Below are 15,004 nucleotides of genomic sequence, written 5' to 3' on the forward strand. Positions count from 1 at the left end.
CATTAACTAAACAACTATTATGAACCAAAAAAATGATTTCACATTGGTTAAATCCAAAAGAAAGTTCGCTTTCTTTAAGTTAGGGTTTTTATCAATGATGGTTTGCTTTGTGACCCAAGGGGTCTTGGCAAATAACACTATCTATACTTCTATAGAAGTTAACGCAAATATATTTCAGACAACAATCTCTGGTACGGTAACCGATGATTCAGGTTCACCATTACCCGGTGCATCTGTTGTTGAAAAGGGAACAACTAATGGTACCCAAACAGATTTTGATGGTAACTATACCATTGAAGTTGACACAGATGTTACTTTAGTTATAAGTTACATTGGTTTTGCAACCCAAGAAGTTGCAGTAAATGGTAATTCAGAAGTAAATGTGACACTTCAGGAGGATGCCGCAGCATTAGATGAAGTTATTGTTACAGGGTATGGAACACAAACTAGAGGCGATATCACTGGCTCAGTGGCTACAGTAGATGTTTCAGAAGCAACCAAAGCACCAATAGTAAACGCTGCAGAAGCTTTACAAGGTCGGGTGTCAGGTGTATCTGTAGTAAGTAATGGAGATGTAGGTTCTGCACCGAAGATTACTATTAGAGGTTTTGGATCAAGTAATAACACTGATCCATTGTATATAATAGATGGTGTTCAAACCGAAAACGCAGATTTTTTAAACGGTATTAGTCCAAATGATATTGACCAAATAAATGTTTTAAAAGATGGTGCAGCAGCAATCTATGGTGCAAGAGCTTCTAATGGTGTAGTTATTATTACTACTAAAAGTGGTAGCTACAATATGTCAAAGCCAGTAATTTCAGTAGATACATATACTGGGTTTTCACAAGCGGTAAATGTACCGAAATTGTTAAATGCACAACAACATGGAGATATGCTTTATCAAAGTTTTACAAACGATGGTGTTGCATTTAATCATGTACAATATGGAAGTGGGTCTTCTGCTGTAGTTCCTGCTACCCTTCAAAATTATACTAGAGTAGAATCTTATGATCCTATTGTTCGTGCTGCAAGAACTGCAACGGTTAAACCAGGAGGAACAGATTGGTTAGATGCAATTCTAAGAACTGCATCAACACAAAGCGCTTCAATCTCACTTCAAAATGGATCTGATACGGGTAGATACTATCTTTCCGCTTCCTATTTAGACAGAGAAGGTGTACAATTACATACTGGTTTTAAACAAGCAGTTACAAGATTAAATTCTGAATTCAGATTGTCAGATAAGATTACTATAGGAGAACATTTAAGTGTCACGTATTCAAATGGTAATACACCAAATTTTTTGGTAGATGCACAACGAATGAATCCGCTTATTCCAGTATATGATGATGAAGGTGATTTTGCGGGTTCACTTACATCTGCAAACACAGGAAACGTAAATAGTCCTGCTGCGCAGTTGTTTAGATCACGTAACGATTACAATAAAAATCTAAATATTATCGGAGATGTGTATGCGTCTGCAGAACTTTTAGATGGGTTGACAATAAAAACCAATCTTAGTGCTACTGCAAATGTTTATAATCAAAGAATTTTTCAGTCTTTAGATCCAGAACACGGAGAACCACAAGCAACTAATAAGTTAACAGAGTTAGACGAAATAAGATATGCTTGGACTTGGACAAACACTTTGAATTATATTAAATCATTTGATAAACATAGTTTAAATGCCTTAGTTGGGATAGAAGCAGTAAAAAATACAGGTAGAGGTAAACAAGTTAATGTTAATGGCTACTTATTTGAAACACCTGATTATTACCTATTAAACAATGGTAGTGGAACACCTAGTTTTAATGATGCATTTGATACTTCAAGCTCATTATACTCTATTTTCGGAACAGCAGCTTATAACTATGATGGTAAATACTTTTTGACCGCAACTGTGAGAAATGACAAATCTTCTAGATTTTTAGGAGATAATCAAAGTCAAACTTTTCCATCGGTTAGTGCAGGATGGCTAGCAAGTAATGAAGACTTTTTTCCTCAAGATGGAATTATTTCTCGCTTAAAATTGAAAGGTTCGTATGGTGAATTAGGTAACCAAACATTACCAGCTGATAATCCAACCATAAATATTTCTGTATTAAGTGAATCTCAATCGAATTACGCTATTAATGGTAGTTCAATTGCTACAGGTGCTTTTTTACAAGATATTGGAAACCCAAATTTAAAATGGGAAACAAGTGTCGCCACAAATGCTGGAATTGAATTAGGACTTTTTAATAATAATTTAAATTTAGAATTCGAATATTTTAATATTGAAACCAAAGATTTGGTGAATAGAGATTTAAGTTTAATTAGTAGTACTGCTATTGATGCCAATGCTCCATTAGTAAACTTAGGAACTGTAGTTAATAAAGGTTTTGATTTCTCTTTAAGTTTTGACAATGAAACGGAGTCAGGTTTCTCATATGGAATTTCAGCTAATATTTCAAAATACAAGAACGAAGTAATAGAATTGATTTCAGATTTTCAATTGGGTGATTCTTTTACTACCTCAGGCATTGTAACAAGAACTGAAGTTGGTAGACCAATTTCTTCATTCTATGGACTTAATCAAACAGGTTATGATAATACTGGTAGATTTACCTTTGCTGATATTGATAATAGCGGAGATATAACAGATGCTGATAGAACTTTCATTGGTAGCCCTCATCCAGATTTCACCTACGGTATTAATTTATCTACGGGGTACAAAGGATTTGATATATCAGCTTTCTTACAAGGATCACAAGGGAATGACATTTATAATCAAAACAAAATATTTACTGATTTTCCATCATTTGTAAATGGAAACAGAAGTGTTAGAGTTTTAGATTCTTGGACACCTACAAATACGAATCCATCTTTACCAGCATTAAGTGCTACAATTCAAGGTAACGAAGCAAATTCGAACTCATTTTTTGTAGAAGATGGTTCGTACATGAGATTGAAAAACTTACAAATTGGTTATACCATTCCTAACGATGTTTTAGGCAAATATGGAATAGATTCTTTTAGAATTTACGTTCAGGGTTCTAATCTATTTACTTTAACCGGATATGATGGATGGGATCCAGAAATAATTTCATTCGATAACCTAACATTGGGTGTGGATAATGGAATTTCTCCACAACCAAGAATTATGACATTAGGACTTAACATAAAATTATAAAAAATGAAAAAGAAAATAATTTATTATGCATGCCTTTTCATGGGTGTTTTGGCTTGCAACGATAGTTTTACAGAATTGCCCGCAGTTGGAGCCTTAAGTGAAGAGGCTTTAGCTAATGCCGAAGGAGTGGATTTATTGCTAATTGGTGCCTATTCTACTTTGGATGGCGAAAGTAATACTAGAACTGGAAATCAATTTGGTGTAGTAGGGGACAACTGGTGGATGGATGTTATTGCTGATGAAGCACATAAAGGAAGTACAGATAGTGATCAGCCTGATCTTTTCGCACTTGAAGTTTTTAATTGGAATACGAGTAATTCATTCTTCTTAGGAAAGTGGGAAGCTCTTTTTGCTGGTATTAACCGCGCAAACGCCGTTATTTCATTAATCTCGACTATAGAAGATGTTGATTTAACCAATCAACTTGCTGAAGCTAGATTCTTGAGAGGCCATTTTAATTTTGAACTACAAGTATCATTCGGTAATGTTCCTTACATATCCGAAGAGAATTATGCAGCAACTGAATTTAATCAACCAAATCCAGGTCCAATTTGGGAACAAATTGAAGCAGATTTCCAGTTTGCTATCGATAATCTTCCGGCATCACAGGCTGATGTAGGTAGACCAAGTTCATGGGCAGCTAAATCGTATATGGGAAAAACACTATTACAGCAGAAAAAATGGGATTCAGCCTTAACTATATTAAATGATGTTATTCTGAATGGCCCATATGATTTAAATGCTGAATATGTCGATAACTGGGCACTTGCGGGTGAAAACAGTATAGAATCAATTTTTGCAATTCAATTTACTGCCGATAGTGGGCAATCGTTTAATGGTAATAGATCAGGATCGATAACACAGCCAGCAGATGGTGCTTTGGGTACCTGTTGTGGTTTTTATCAGCCATCTCAAGATATGGTAAACGCTTTTGAAACTGATGCTAGTGGATTACCACTGTTAGATACATATAGTGACGTTGATATAGCAAATGATGCTGGTTTAAATGATGAAGATCCCTTTACACCTTTTGCAGGAACTTTAGATCCAAGATTAGATTATTCTGTAGGTAGAAGAGGTATTGAATTTAATGGTTTTGGTGCCATGCCAGGAAGTTCATGGGTTCGAGCTACTTTTGCTGATATCTCTGGACCATATTTACCAAAAAAGAATGTGTACAGAGAGGGTGAAGATGCAAATAGAGGTACCACAGGTGCTTGGGGTCAACAATCATCTGGTATAAACTATGATATAATTCGTTTTGCTGATGTATTATTAATGGCAGCAGAGGCTGCAGCACAAACTAATGACTTAGAGACTGCAGTAACATATGTTGATCGTGTTAGACTTAGAGCTAAGAACATGACTTATATAAAGGCTGAAGATGGTACAACAGATGCTGCTAACTATTTAATTGAACCATATGTGTCTTTTGCTGATCAAGCTTTTGCTATCAAAGCCGTAAGACATGAGCGTAGAATGGAATTAAGCATGGAAGGTAAACGACTTTTTGATCTTAGAAGATATGGAAATTCGATTGAAGTTATCAATGAATATATAGCGAATGAAGCTCGTACTATACCGAACTTTGGCCAAAAGGCGGCAGCTGCTAAAGATGCTTTTGTGCTCTTTCCTATTCCTATAAATGCCATTGATTTAAGTGGCAATGTTTTAAAACAGAATACTGGATACTAACCTTTTTATAAATATAAAAAGCCGCATGTATTGCGGCTTTTTTAGTATTTAAGAAATAACTAATCATAAAATAGACTATTGTAATTAATAAATTACAATAGTGCTAAGTATTCTTGTTACACAATTTAAATAATGAACATACCAAAACCAAATGAAAAATCTAACCCAAAAACTAAATAAAGAAACTAAGGATTTAGAAAACCATCGCAGTAATCAAAATGTCTCAACAGGTAATCCACCAAATAACCAAAGAAGAGATTTTGTAAAAAAAGTTGCACTTGGTGGTATGTCTTTATCGGCAATGTATGGTATGTCGATGGAAGATACCATTGCACAAAGTACCTCCAAGGTAAACCTGTATTCTAATCCGTCAGAACTAAGAATTACGGATCTACGTTATACAACCCTAGATAATGGCACTTCTTATACAAATGCGCGGAATGTAATTATCAGAATCGATACCAATCAAGGTATATATGGATTGGGAGAGTTACGTGATGGTGCCGATCCTCGGTACGGATTGTTTTTAAAAAGTCGCTTACTCGGGCTTAATCCTTGTAACGTAGAAATGATTTTCAAAATCATAAAACAATTTGGTGGTCACGGTAGAAAAGCAGGTGGTGTAAGTGGAGTAGAGATGGCACTTTGGGACTTAGTAGGAAAAGCATACAATGTACCGGTATGGCAATTGTTAGGAGGGAAGTATCGAGAAAAAGTACGTTTATATGCATATGTGCCAGCTCATGACCCTACTAATATGGACGTCGAAAAATTTAAAAAAGACTGCAAGGTTCGTATTGAAGAACAGGGTTTTACTTGGTTAAAAATGCATCCAGGAATTCAGGTCTATGCCGATGTACCAGGGGCGACAGTAAATACCAAGTATATTCCCGGATTTAAAGATAGAAATCTTGATAACTACATTTCATATCAAAATACAAGACATGCACTTACATCAATAATGGTAACCGATAAAGGGCTTGATATTTTAAAAAATTATGTTAGTACAATTAGAGATATTGTAGGGTATGATATTCCGCTTTCAGGTGATCATTTTGGTCATTTTGATGTAAACGAATGTATTCGTGTGGCCAATGCATTAGAATCTTATCGGTTGGCTTCAATGGAAGATATGGTACCATGGGATAGCATGGATCAATTGAAAATGATTACGGATTCCATCAACAGTCCTACAATTACCGGAGAAGATATATTTGGCAAAGAAAGTTTCGCAAAACTATGTGATATGCATGCTGTAGATATTGTACATCCTGATATGGGTACGTCAGGTGGTATTCTTGAAACAAAAAAAATTGGGGATTATGCTGAAGAGCGTGATGTTTCAATGAAAATGCATTTTGCAGGAACACCAATTTCTTTTATGGCAAATGTTCATTGTGCTGCAGCAACACAAAACTTTTTGGCTTTGGAAATGCCTGTACAGTGCGTTGACAATCCATGGTGGCCAAAACTAGTTAAAATGGTAGGTAAGCAAGAGCTTTATACAAAAGGGTTTGCGAATGTACCATCTGATGCTCCAGGATTAGGTGTTGAACTGAATGAAGATGAAATTAAAAAACATTTACACGATGAAGATAAAAGTTATTTCGCGCCTACTCCGAAATGGAATGAAAAGCGCTCACATGACCGATTATGGAGTTAATAAATTGTGTTTTAATTTCAAGCATTTGAACATAAGCACATAAATTTTAGACACTTCATTGTAAAAATTAGTGCTGACTATCGCTTATTAATGTTGACTAAAATAGCAAGGTCGATTGACTTAGATGTGAAGAAAACTAAGCAATATTTACACTCCTTTTAAAAAGCCATACTCTTTTCTAGTGGAGAAAAGAGTATGGCTTTATTTTCAAAAATACATTCTACTTTTTGGTGTTTACTCTATTAAAGTAAAGTTGAAACACTTCGTTTTAATAGTTAACTAGCGAATAAAAATTGATTTGAGTATTCTTTAACAACTTTATAAAGGATAATAAACGAGGTATCTTCTTTTGATATTCAAATGGTTTTTGTACAGAATTTTTCACAGGTTTTCATAAAAAAGTATAGTTAATATCAGTTCACGCAATTGAGTATTATCATATTTTGTATGATAAGAGTATCCATTTACGGCAACATTTTGAGTGATACAGCTAGCGTACACTTAAGCATCAAACTACTTTTGAATAAGTTCAAATTTTAAGAACATTAAAGAAAGTGAATAATGAGCGATAAGGACAATAATAATGGATTTGATACTATTAATCCTGCAACAGAAAAAACAATAAAACATTATGATTATATGACAAAAACTGAAGCCCATAAAGCGGTTGAAGATTGTCACAATGCTTTTTTAAAATGGAAATTAACAACTTTAGAAGAGCGCGCCAAAGTTTTACAATCTATCGCAAAAGCTTTAGAGAAGAATAAAGATTCATATGCTCAATTAATGACCCAAGAGATGGGTAAATTATTAGCACAGAGCTACCAAGAAATAGAGCTGTGTGTTGGCATATGCAACTATACCGCTTCAGCAGGTTTGCAACAACTAAAAGATGAACACAGAGATTTGTTTGATGGAGGAAAAGGTACTATTCACTATGCTCCAATAGGAGTAATATACGGAATACAGCCATGGAATTTTCCACTATATCAGGCCATACGCTATTCTATTGTTAATTTGATGGCAGGTAATGGCGTCTTATTAAAGCATGCCAAAAACGTAACTGGATCTGCTTTAAAGTTGAAAGAAATATTTGATGAAGGTGGTCTTCCAAAAGATTTATTTAAAGTACTAATTATTGATCATGATGTCTCTGATACGATTATTAAAAATGAATTGGTGAGGGGAATTACCTTGACCGGAAGTTCAGATGCAGGAAGACATGTGGCTAAAAAATCTGCTGAGGTACTAAAGAAAACCGTATTAGAATTAGGAAGTAATGACGCTTATATCGTTTTAGATGATGCTGATGTTGATTTGGCTGCTGAAACTTGCGCACAAGGCCGACTTTATAACAATGGTGAAACCTGTGTCGCTGCTAAACGATTCATTGTGGTAGACGCAGTTTATGAGGAGTTCAAGTCAAAATTTGTTGAAATCATGAAAAATGTTGTAACCGGTGACCCTACAAATGAAAAATCAGGTTTAGGCCCTATTGCCCGCAAAGATTTAAGAAAAGAACTCCATAATAAAGTACGTAAAAGTGTTGAAAAAGGAGCAAAAATTTTGTGTGGTGGCGAAATACCTAAAACAACAGGGTTTTATTATCCTGCAACAGTATTAGAAAACATTACACCAGATCAACCTGCTTATAGCGAAGAACTTTTTGGTCCTGTTGCTTCTTTGATAAAAGCAAAGGATAATGAAGATGCTATGCGGATTGCCAATGATAGTAAATTTGGATTAGGTGGCGGAATTTTCAGTAATGATGAAGACAAGGCGATAGACCTAGCAAAGAATCATTTTGATACAGGAATGATACATATCAATTCTTTCGGTTTAGCCTACCCGAATATGCCATTTGGTGGCGTAAAAGAATCAGGTTACGGACGAGAACATGGTGGCTTTGGTATTAGAGAGTTTGTGAATGTAAAGTCAATAACCAAATCGTAATAATTTAAAATAGATCATAAAAATGGAAAATATATTAGTAGTAGGTGCCACAGGTACCACCGGAAAAAAAGTAGTTAATTTATTAAAAGCGTCTCAATATTTTGAACCCATAGCTATGGTACGAAAAGAGAGCCAAATACCACAATTTGAAGCTCAAAAAGTTAAAACAGTACTTGGTAATCTTGAAGAAGATATCGCACATACTATGAAAGATATCGACAAAGTAGTATTTACTGCGGGTTCTGGAGGAAAAAAAGTAATTGAAGTTGATCAAGAGGGAGCAAAAAAAATGGTAGATGCCTCTCGTAAAGCTTCATTAAAGAAATTCATTATGCTCAGCTCAATGGGTGCAGACAGCCCTGAAAAAGCATCAGAGCTACAAGAATATTTAAAAGCAAAACATAATGCGGACGAATATTTAAAATCAAATAACATTCCTTATACAATTATTAGGCCTGGCTCACTAACTAATGAAAAAGGAGAAGGTAAAATCACCTTAGAAAAATCATTAACTGAACAGGGTTCAATTAGTAGAGATGATGTAGCTCAGGTGTTAACTCGAGTTTTACATGATGATGCATTACAGAATAAAACAGTTGAGATTATATCAGGAAACACATTAATAGGTAAGGCTTTGGATAGTGTTTCAGCTAAATAGTTACATCTAACAATCTTAATTCTTAGAATATATTTTAATACCCTTCAATTTAAAAATTGAAGGGTATTTTTTTGAGCTACAGAAACATGATTTCTTATGGAACGATTATAATTATTGTAGTAATGTTGGTTTGAACATTAATTTAAACTATTTTGAAAATGCGATTGGTTAGCACCAAAGATTAATATTAAAATGGTTTTATATTTTTCTCCCAGTTTAAGCTTTAAAATACGAAAGGCTTTGGTAATTTGAGCTTCAACAGTTTTGACTGAGATGTCAAGATAATCAGCAATTTAAATCATATTAGTTAAGTCTCTATTATCGACCAAAGTATGATTTAGTTTTATGAGAAGTTAGAATTGATTTTAAAAGGATTCGATTTTCTGAGTCCATTTGTCGGTTACTATTTTTATTATTTTGGTTTTCATTTAATCATGCAATTGGCTTTTGTAATTGGGAATACCTATATTTAATACGAACCAAAAAACACAACATGTCGATAAAAAATCAACCACGAAGAAAATTCATAAAACAAAGTGGTTTAGGGCTTTTGGGCCTTACTGTAGTACCTTCTGCATTTGCAAAGTTTGCGCCGAGCGATCGCTTGCGCGTAGCACATATCGGAGTAGGAGGTATGGGTAATAATCACATGAAATGGTTTACTGGGCTTCCTGAAGTAGACGTTGTAGCGCTTTGCGATGTTGACGAATCGCATCTAGCAAGTAGTTTAAAAGCCATGGAGACGCTACAACCCGGAAAAAAGGTACAAGGTTACAGTGATTTTAGACACATTTTAGACCGGCCAGATATTGATGCAATTACATGTGCAACGCCCGATCATTGGCATGCACAAATTGCAACTCTCGCATTTCAAGCTGGAAAAGATGTTTATGGTGAAAAACCACTATCATACAATATCAATGAAGGGCAGATGATGCTTAAAAACCTAGAGAAAAATAATAGTATTTTTCAAATGGGTAATCAGATTCATGCTACTGATAATTACCATCGTGTTGTAGAAATTATTAAGTCTGGTGTCATTGGTACTGTCAAAACAGTTCGCTTATGGAAAAGTGGTGATACACCCAATTTGGGTCAGCCAAAATCACTAGCGGTGCCAAAAGGTTTAAATTGGGATATGTGGCTAGGGCCTGCGCCTTTGGTTGATTATATACCTGAAAAGTGCCACTTTACGTATAGATATTTTTTAGATTATTCAGGGGGTGTCTTTGCTGATTTCTGGTGTCATATCGCCGATGTAGCTTTTTGGGCTTTAGAGCCCAAAGGATTAAAAAGTATTGATGCCCGAGGTGAAGAAGCCGATGGTATTGCGAACACTCCTAAGTGGATTGATATCGATTACGAATTTGAAAATTTGAAAATTCACTGGACTAGTAAACCACCGAATGTTCCAGGAGCTGCAGACCGAAGTATTGGCGCCTATTTTGAAGGAGATAAAGGTACTTTAATTTGCGATTACAACAGTCGTGAAATAACGATTAATGGCGAAACCGTAACTGATATTCCTGAAGTACCAAAGACCTTGGTACGCTCTCCAGGCCACCAACAGAATTTTGTTGATGCGGTAAAGTCACGAGTACAGCCAGAGTCAAATTTGGCCTATGCGCGAAAAATGACCTTACCCATGCATTTAGGCTTGATTTCCTATCGCTTGAAAAGAAAACTAGAGTGGGATTCTGAAAAAGAAAAATGTATTGGTGATTCTGAAGCCAATGATCTACTATCTCGTAAGCCACGAAAGAAATGGCGCTTGGTGAAGTAAACTTTGTGGAATTAAATGAGATTTTAAAGAAATGGAGTACTCGGTGATGGGCGCATTATTTAATGAATACCGCTTGTATTTTCGTTACGTCTAAAACAGTTTTCAGTCCCCAAGTAAAGCGGATTTCCATGTTTTTCTGACCAAAACCCCTCTAAAATATCTTTAGTTAAACAGCGGTAGACTACTACGCCCTTATAAATTTGATCGTTTGCGCCGATATAATTAAAGTTAATGACCAAGATATTATCTTTAAAAAAACCTGTTCCGTGTTGGCTTTCGTTCTTTCCAATCGTCCATACTGCAACAATACGACCATTCACGTCTAGTGATAAATTCAGTGATCCTTTATAGGCACTTCCTTCCGCATCTTGGTTTTTCCCCAGAATGTCAAAATCTCCTATTAGTTCTTTAATAATCATTATTTCCCGATACAAAAATTAGCAAAAATATTACCCAGCAATTCATCATTGGTAACTTGACCGGTAATTTCACCCAAGTAATGTAAGGCCTCGCGAATATCAATAGCTAGTAGATCACTAGGTAACTCTTCAGACATGCCTAAACGCACTTTTTCTATTTCAGATAAGGCTTTTAAAAGTGAATCGTAATGACGGCTATTGGTGACAATTGTTTCATTATTTCTGAGTGCACCCGTATTTACAAAACCAAGTAATTTTTGTTTCAATTCTTCAAGGCCTGTTTTGTTTTTTGCAGACAAGAATAAGGCCTCAGGTAATTGGTTTTGAATAAAAGTCTTTCTTTCAGAATCTAATTGGTCTATTTTATTGACTATTACTATACAAGGCTTTTGCGGGTGTTTATTTTTTATTTTTGAGATTTCTATTTGTAAGGAAGAAAGTCTATTGGCACTTAATTCGGTGCTATCAATTAAATAAACAACTACCTGTGCTTGCTCAATTTTTTCAAAAGTTTTTTTAATTCCAATACTTTCTACAACATCAGCCGTATCACGAATTCCTGCTGTATCAATAAATCGAAATCCGATACCACCTATAGCAATTTCGTCTTCAATGGTGTCTCGAGTAGTACCTGCTATTTCAGAAACAATAGCTCGGTCATCATTTAATAAGGCATTTAAAAGTGTTGATTTTCCAACATTAGGTTCACCAATTATTGCAACGGGAATTCCATTTTTAATTACGTTACCTATTGCAAAACTATCAATCAAGTTTTTAAGAACTTGTTCAATATGCATTAGCAATTTTTCAAATGCTGTTCTATCGGCAAACTCTACATCTTCCTCAGAAAAATCAAGTTCTAGCTCAATTAAAGAAGCAAAATTTAAAAGCTGTTCTCGTAGTTTTTTTATTTCTGAAGAAAAACCACCACGCATTTGATTCATTGCAATTTGGTGACTCGCTTCGTTTTCAGATGCAATTAAATCGGCCACTGCTTCCGCTTGGCTTAAATCCATTTTTCCATTTAAAAAAGCACGTAGCGTAAATTCACCAGCTTGTGCCATTCTGCATCCATTGGAAAGAAATAATTGTAAAATTTGTTGTTGAATAAAAGGAGATCCGTGACAAGAAATCTCAATTATATTTTCACCAGTATATGAATTTGGTCCTTTAAAGACTGAGACCAGAGCTTCATCATAGGTTTTTTTACCATCAATAATATGACCTAAATGAATGGTATGGCTTTTTTGTTGAAGTAAGCTTTTACCTCGTACTGATTTAAAATGCTTATCGGCTAAAGAAATTACATCTTCACCCGATAAGCGTATAATTGCAATTGCACCAGCACCTGAAGCTGTTGCTAGCGCTATGATATTTTCTTTAAAATGCACTTTCAAATTTTAATCAAAAGTACAGAATTAGAATCTTACCGAAACTTTTCCTCTTAGGTAAAATGGAATACCTGGTGTAAAATGAATCTCTTCTGTTGGATTGGTTTCATTGAACAATCTACTTTCCGTTGCAAATTGAGTTTCATTCCATTCTGTATCGAAAAGATTTTCTACAATAACACCGAATGTCCAATTATTCAAGGCATAGTTAATATTCATATCGGTAACAAAATAGCCTTCTGCTACAATAGAATTATCTTCATTCGCGGGACGATTTTTGATATAACGATAATTTATTCCTCCAGACAAATTACCTAGATCTCTAAAAGATAATCCGCCTGAAGAAGTAAGATCTGGTGCTAATGGAATATAATCAGCGCCTGCTGGTTCTTCGGTACTTCTTGCATAGGTGTAGTTGATATCACCATTTGCATAAAGCCAATCTGTTAATTGATAACGAACACCGAAATCTACGCCATAACGTCTTGTTTTTCCACTAGGTTCTACAATACCAGCATCACCAACATAAACAAATTCTTGCTCTAAAAACAGATTCCATAAAGCTGCATTAATTACAATTTTGTTCGTTGGTTTAAATATACCACCAACATCAAAAGAATAAGCTGCCGGTAGAATTTCATCAGCATCATTTGCTATAACCACCCTTGTATCATTAGAATGGAAACCAACTCCTGTTTTACCAAAAATCTGCACAGAAGGAGAGGCAGCAAATAGCACATTCAATTTTGGACCTAAAAACAGTTTGTCTTGACTTTTACTGTCATACGTTTCTGTTAGCAAATTTTCATAATCGAATTTAAAATAGTCTAAACGCAACCCAGGATTAATCGTCCACTTGTTTTTCTTATACGTAAGGTTAATAAAGCTATAACCGTTGGTTTCGTCTACGTTACCATATGCCAAACGTTCTAAAAGCTCTTTTCTATTTTTAGTTCTAGAAAGTTGAACGTCATTAACATCATCATAACGAAAACCTATTCCCGCTTCATATTTTAATTGTGAATCGTGATCACCAACATGAATTGAATGTTCATAAGCCGTTTCGGCTCCGATGATTGTACGATCTTCTTTTTGACGAATCTGATCTGCATTTACAGGGTCTTCCAAGAAAAATGTAAAATTGGAGAATAGTTCAAAGTCATATTTTGAAATGTAGGCTTTTGATTTTACTCTTGAATGTTCATCTAATTGACGTGTATGATTTACTAAAAAGTTAGATCTACTAGTATTACCACCTTCAGTATCATCAATGGCTCCAAATCGTCCGATTAAACCTTGATCAATTGCCCGTTGCGGAATTTGACCTGAGGCATCCCATTTACTCTGAAAATGTGAAAGTGTAAGGCTCAGATCTTGATTTTCTTGATTGTTGTAATTATAACGCGCCATAATGTTTAAGCGGTTAAAATTCTGTGGTGAATCAAAAGCACCGTCAGTTAATGTTAGTGCAGAAGCAATATAAGCATTGCTAAACTCGCCTTCAGACAATTTCAACATACCTACAGTTCGAAGTGTATTAAACATACCAGCTTCTACTGAAAGCATATTGTCATCAATGTTCTTTTTGGTTTTTAGCCCAACATAACCTGCGGTGTTAAAGTTACCTTTATCAGCATAATAAGCGCCTTTTCCAAAATCAATATTATCAATTGTTTCTGGGATAATAAAGTGCATATCTGCATAACCTTGACCATGTGCATGAGAAACCATATTGACTGGCAAACCATCAACATCAATAGCGATATCTGTACCGTGGTCAATATCAAATCCTCTTAAAAAGATTTGTTCAGCTTTTCCACCACCAGCATGTTGTCCGATGATTAATCCTGGTATTTTTCTCAGAATTTCTTGAGATGACTTCACAGGATTTGCCTTCACATCAACGTTTACAAAATGGCTCATCGCATTCACTTTTGAAACCAATACTACCTGATCCAAAGAAACCGCAGCTGCTTCAAGTACAACCTTAATGGTACTGTCTAATTGCGATTCTTGAATCGTTAATTCTTGGGTTTTATATCCAAGGCTGTAGAAAAAAATACGGTCACCAGTTGAAATGTCATCCAGTTCAAAATACCCAGAAACATTAGTATAGGTATAACCACCCGTTGTTTTGTTGTATACACCAACACCATCAATTGGTTTGTTATCTTGTGCCTTAACTGTACCTGATAATTCGTGTGCACTTAAATTTGCCATAAAGACAACCGAAAGCACTATGTAAATTATATAATTTTTCATTTATA

Annotated in this window: 9 protein-coding genes; 6 read left to right on the top strand and 3 right to left on the bottom strand. The window is 35.1% G+C overall.

The features are described from left to right. Positions 1–19 precede the first annotated feature (19 nt). From JQC67_RS11630 to JQC67_RS11655, 6 genes are all read left to right on the top strand, one after another. Positions 20–3,175 (top strand): SusC/RagA family TonB-linked outer membrane protein, encoded by a 3,156-nt coding sequence (locus JQC67_RS11630; protein ID WP_238934611.1) that lies wholly within the window; start codon positions 20–22, stop codon positions 3,173–3,175. Positions 3,176–3,178: 3 nt separating this feature from the next. Then, positions 3,179–4,870, top strand: a complete 1,692-nt coding sequence (locus JQC67_RS11635) for a RagB/SusD family nutrient uptake outer membrane protein (protein ID WP_203252979.1) — start codon at positions 3,179–3,181, stop codon at positions 4,868–4,870. 151 nt (positions 4,871–5,021) lie between these two features. Beyond that, positions 5,022–6,533: a mandelate racemase/muconate lactonizing enzyme family protein gene (locus tag JQC67_RS11640; protein ID WP_203252980.1), complete on the top strand. Its 1,512-nt coding sequence runs from the start codon at positions 5,022–5,024 to the stop codon at positions 6,531–6,533. 561 nt (positions 6,534–7,094) lie between these two features. Next, a complete protein-coding gene (locus JQC67_RS11645; RefSeq protein ID WP_203252981.1) occupies positions 7,095–8,486 on the top strand; it encodes an NAD-dependent succinate-semialdehyde dehydrogenase in 1,392 nt (463 codons plus the stop codon). Between the two features lie 22 nt (positions 8,487–8,508). Next, a complete protein-coding gene (locus tag JQC67_RS11650; RefSeq protein ID WP_203252982.1) occupies positions 8,509–9,144 on the top strand; it encodes an SDR family oxidoreductase in 636 nt (211 codons plus the stop codon). Between the two features lie 493 nt (positions 9,145–9,637). After that, on the top strand, positions 9,638–10,927 hold the full coding sequence (locus JQC67_RS11655) for a Gfo/Idh/MocA family protein (protein WP_203252983.1): 1,290 nt from the start codon (positions 9,638–9,640) through the stop codon (positions 10,925–10,927). Between the two features lie 59 nt (positions 10,928–10,986). Here the strand turns inward: JQC67_RS11655 and JQC67_RS11660 are convergent, their stop codons facing one another. Genes JQC67_RS11660 through JQC67_RS11670 form a run of 3 tightly spaced genes read right to left on the bottom strand, consistent with a single transcriptional unit; the run spans position 10,987 to position 14,999 of the window. Next, on the bottom strand, positions 10,987–11,346 hold the full coding sequence (locus JQC67_RS11660; protein WP_203252984.1) for a hypothetical protein: 360 nt from the start codon (positions 11,344–11,346) through the stop codon (positions 10,987–10,989). Continuing rightward, positions 11,346–12,737 (bottom strand): tRNA uridine-5-carboxymethylaminomethyl(34) synthesis GTPase MnmE, encoded by a 1,392-nt coding sequence (mnmE, locus tag JQC67_RS11665; protein ID WP_203252985.1) that lies wholly within the window; start codon positions 12,735–12,737, stop codon positions 11,346–11,348. The genes JQC67_RS11660 and mnmE overlap by 1 nt, the downstream gene beginning before the upstream one ends. Before the next feature lie 27 nt (positions 12,738–12,764). Then, on the bottom strand, positions 12,765–14,999 hold the full coding sequence (locus tag JQC67_RS11670) for a TonB-dependent receptor (protein ID WP_203252986.1): 2,235 nt from the start codon (positions 14,997–14,999) through the stop codon (positions 12,765–12,767). Between the last annotated feature and the right edge of the window lie 5 nt (positions 15,000–15,004).

It is taken from the genome of Aurantibacter crassamenti (genome assembly GCF_016811105.1).
GTDB lineage: Bacteria > Bacteroidota > Bacteroidia > Flavobacteriales > Flavobacteriaceae > Aurantibacter_A > Aurantibacter_A crassamenti.

What these genes read in the sequence shown, in the direction of transcription:
- JQC67_RS11630 (WP_238934611.1), top strand. Translation starts at nt 20, where the DNA reads ATGAACCAAAAAAATGATTTCACATTGGTTAAATCCAAAAGAAAGTTC.
- JQC67_RS11655 (WP_203252983.1), top strand. Translation starts at nt 9,638, where the DNA reads ATGTCGATAAAAAATCAACCACGAAGAAAATTCATAAAACAAAGTGGT.
- JQC67_RS11645 (WP_203252981.1), top strand. Translation starts at nt 7,095, where the DNA reads ATGAGCGATAAGGACAATAATAATGGATTTGATACTATTAATCCTGCA.
- JQC67_RS11670 (WP_203252986.1), bottom strand. Translation starts at nt 14,999, where the DNA reads ATGAAAAATTATATAATTTACATAGTGCTTTCGGTTGTCTTTATGGCA.
- JQC67_RS11640 (WP_203252980.1), top strand. Translation starts at nt 5,022, where the DNA reads ATGAAAAATCTAACCCAAAAACTAAATAAAGAAACTAAGGATTTAGAA.
- JQC67_RS11635 (WP_203252979.1), top strand. Translation starts at nt 3,179, where the DNA reads ATGAAAAAGAAAATAATTTATTATGCATGCCTTTTCATGGGTGTTTTG.
- JQC67_RS11650 (WP_203252982.1), top strand. Translation starts at nt 8,509, where the DNA reads ATGGAAAATATATTAGTAGTAGGTGCCACAGGTACCACCGGAAAAAAA.
- JQC67_RS11660 (WP_203252984.1), bottom strand. Translation starts at nt 11,346, where the DNA reads ATGATTATTAAAGAACTAATAGGAGATTTTGACATTCTGGGGAAAAAC.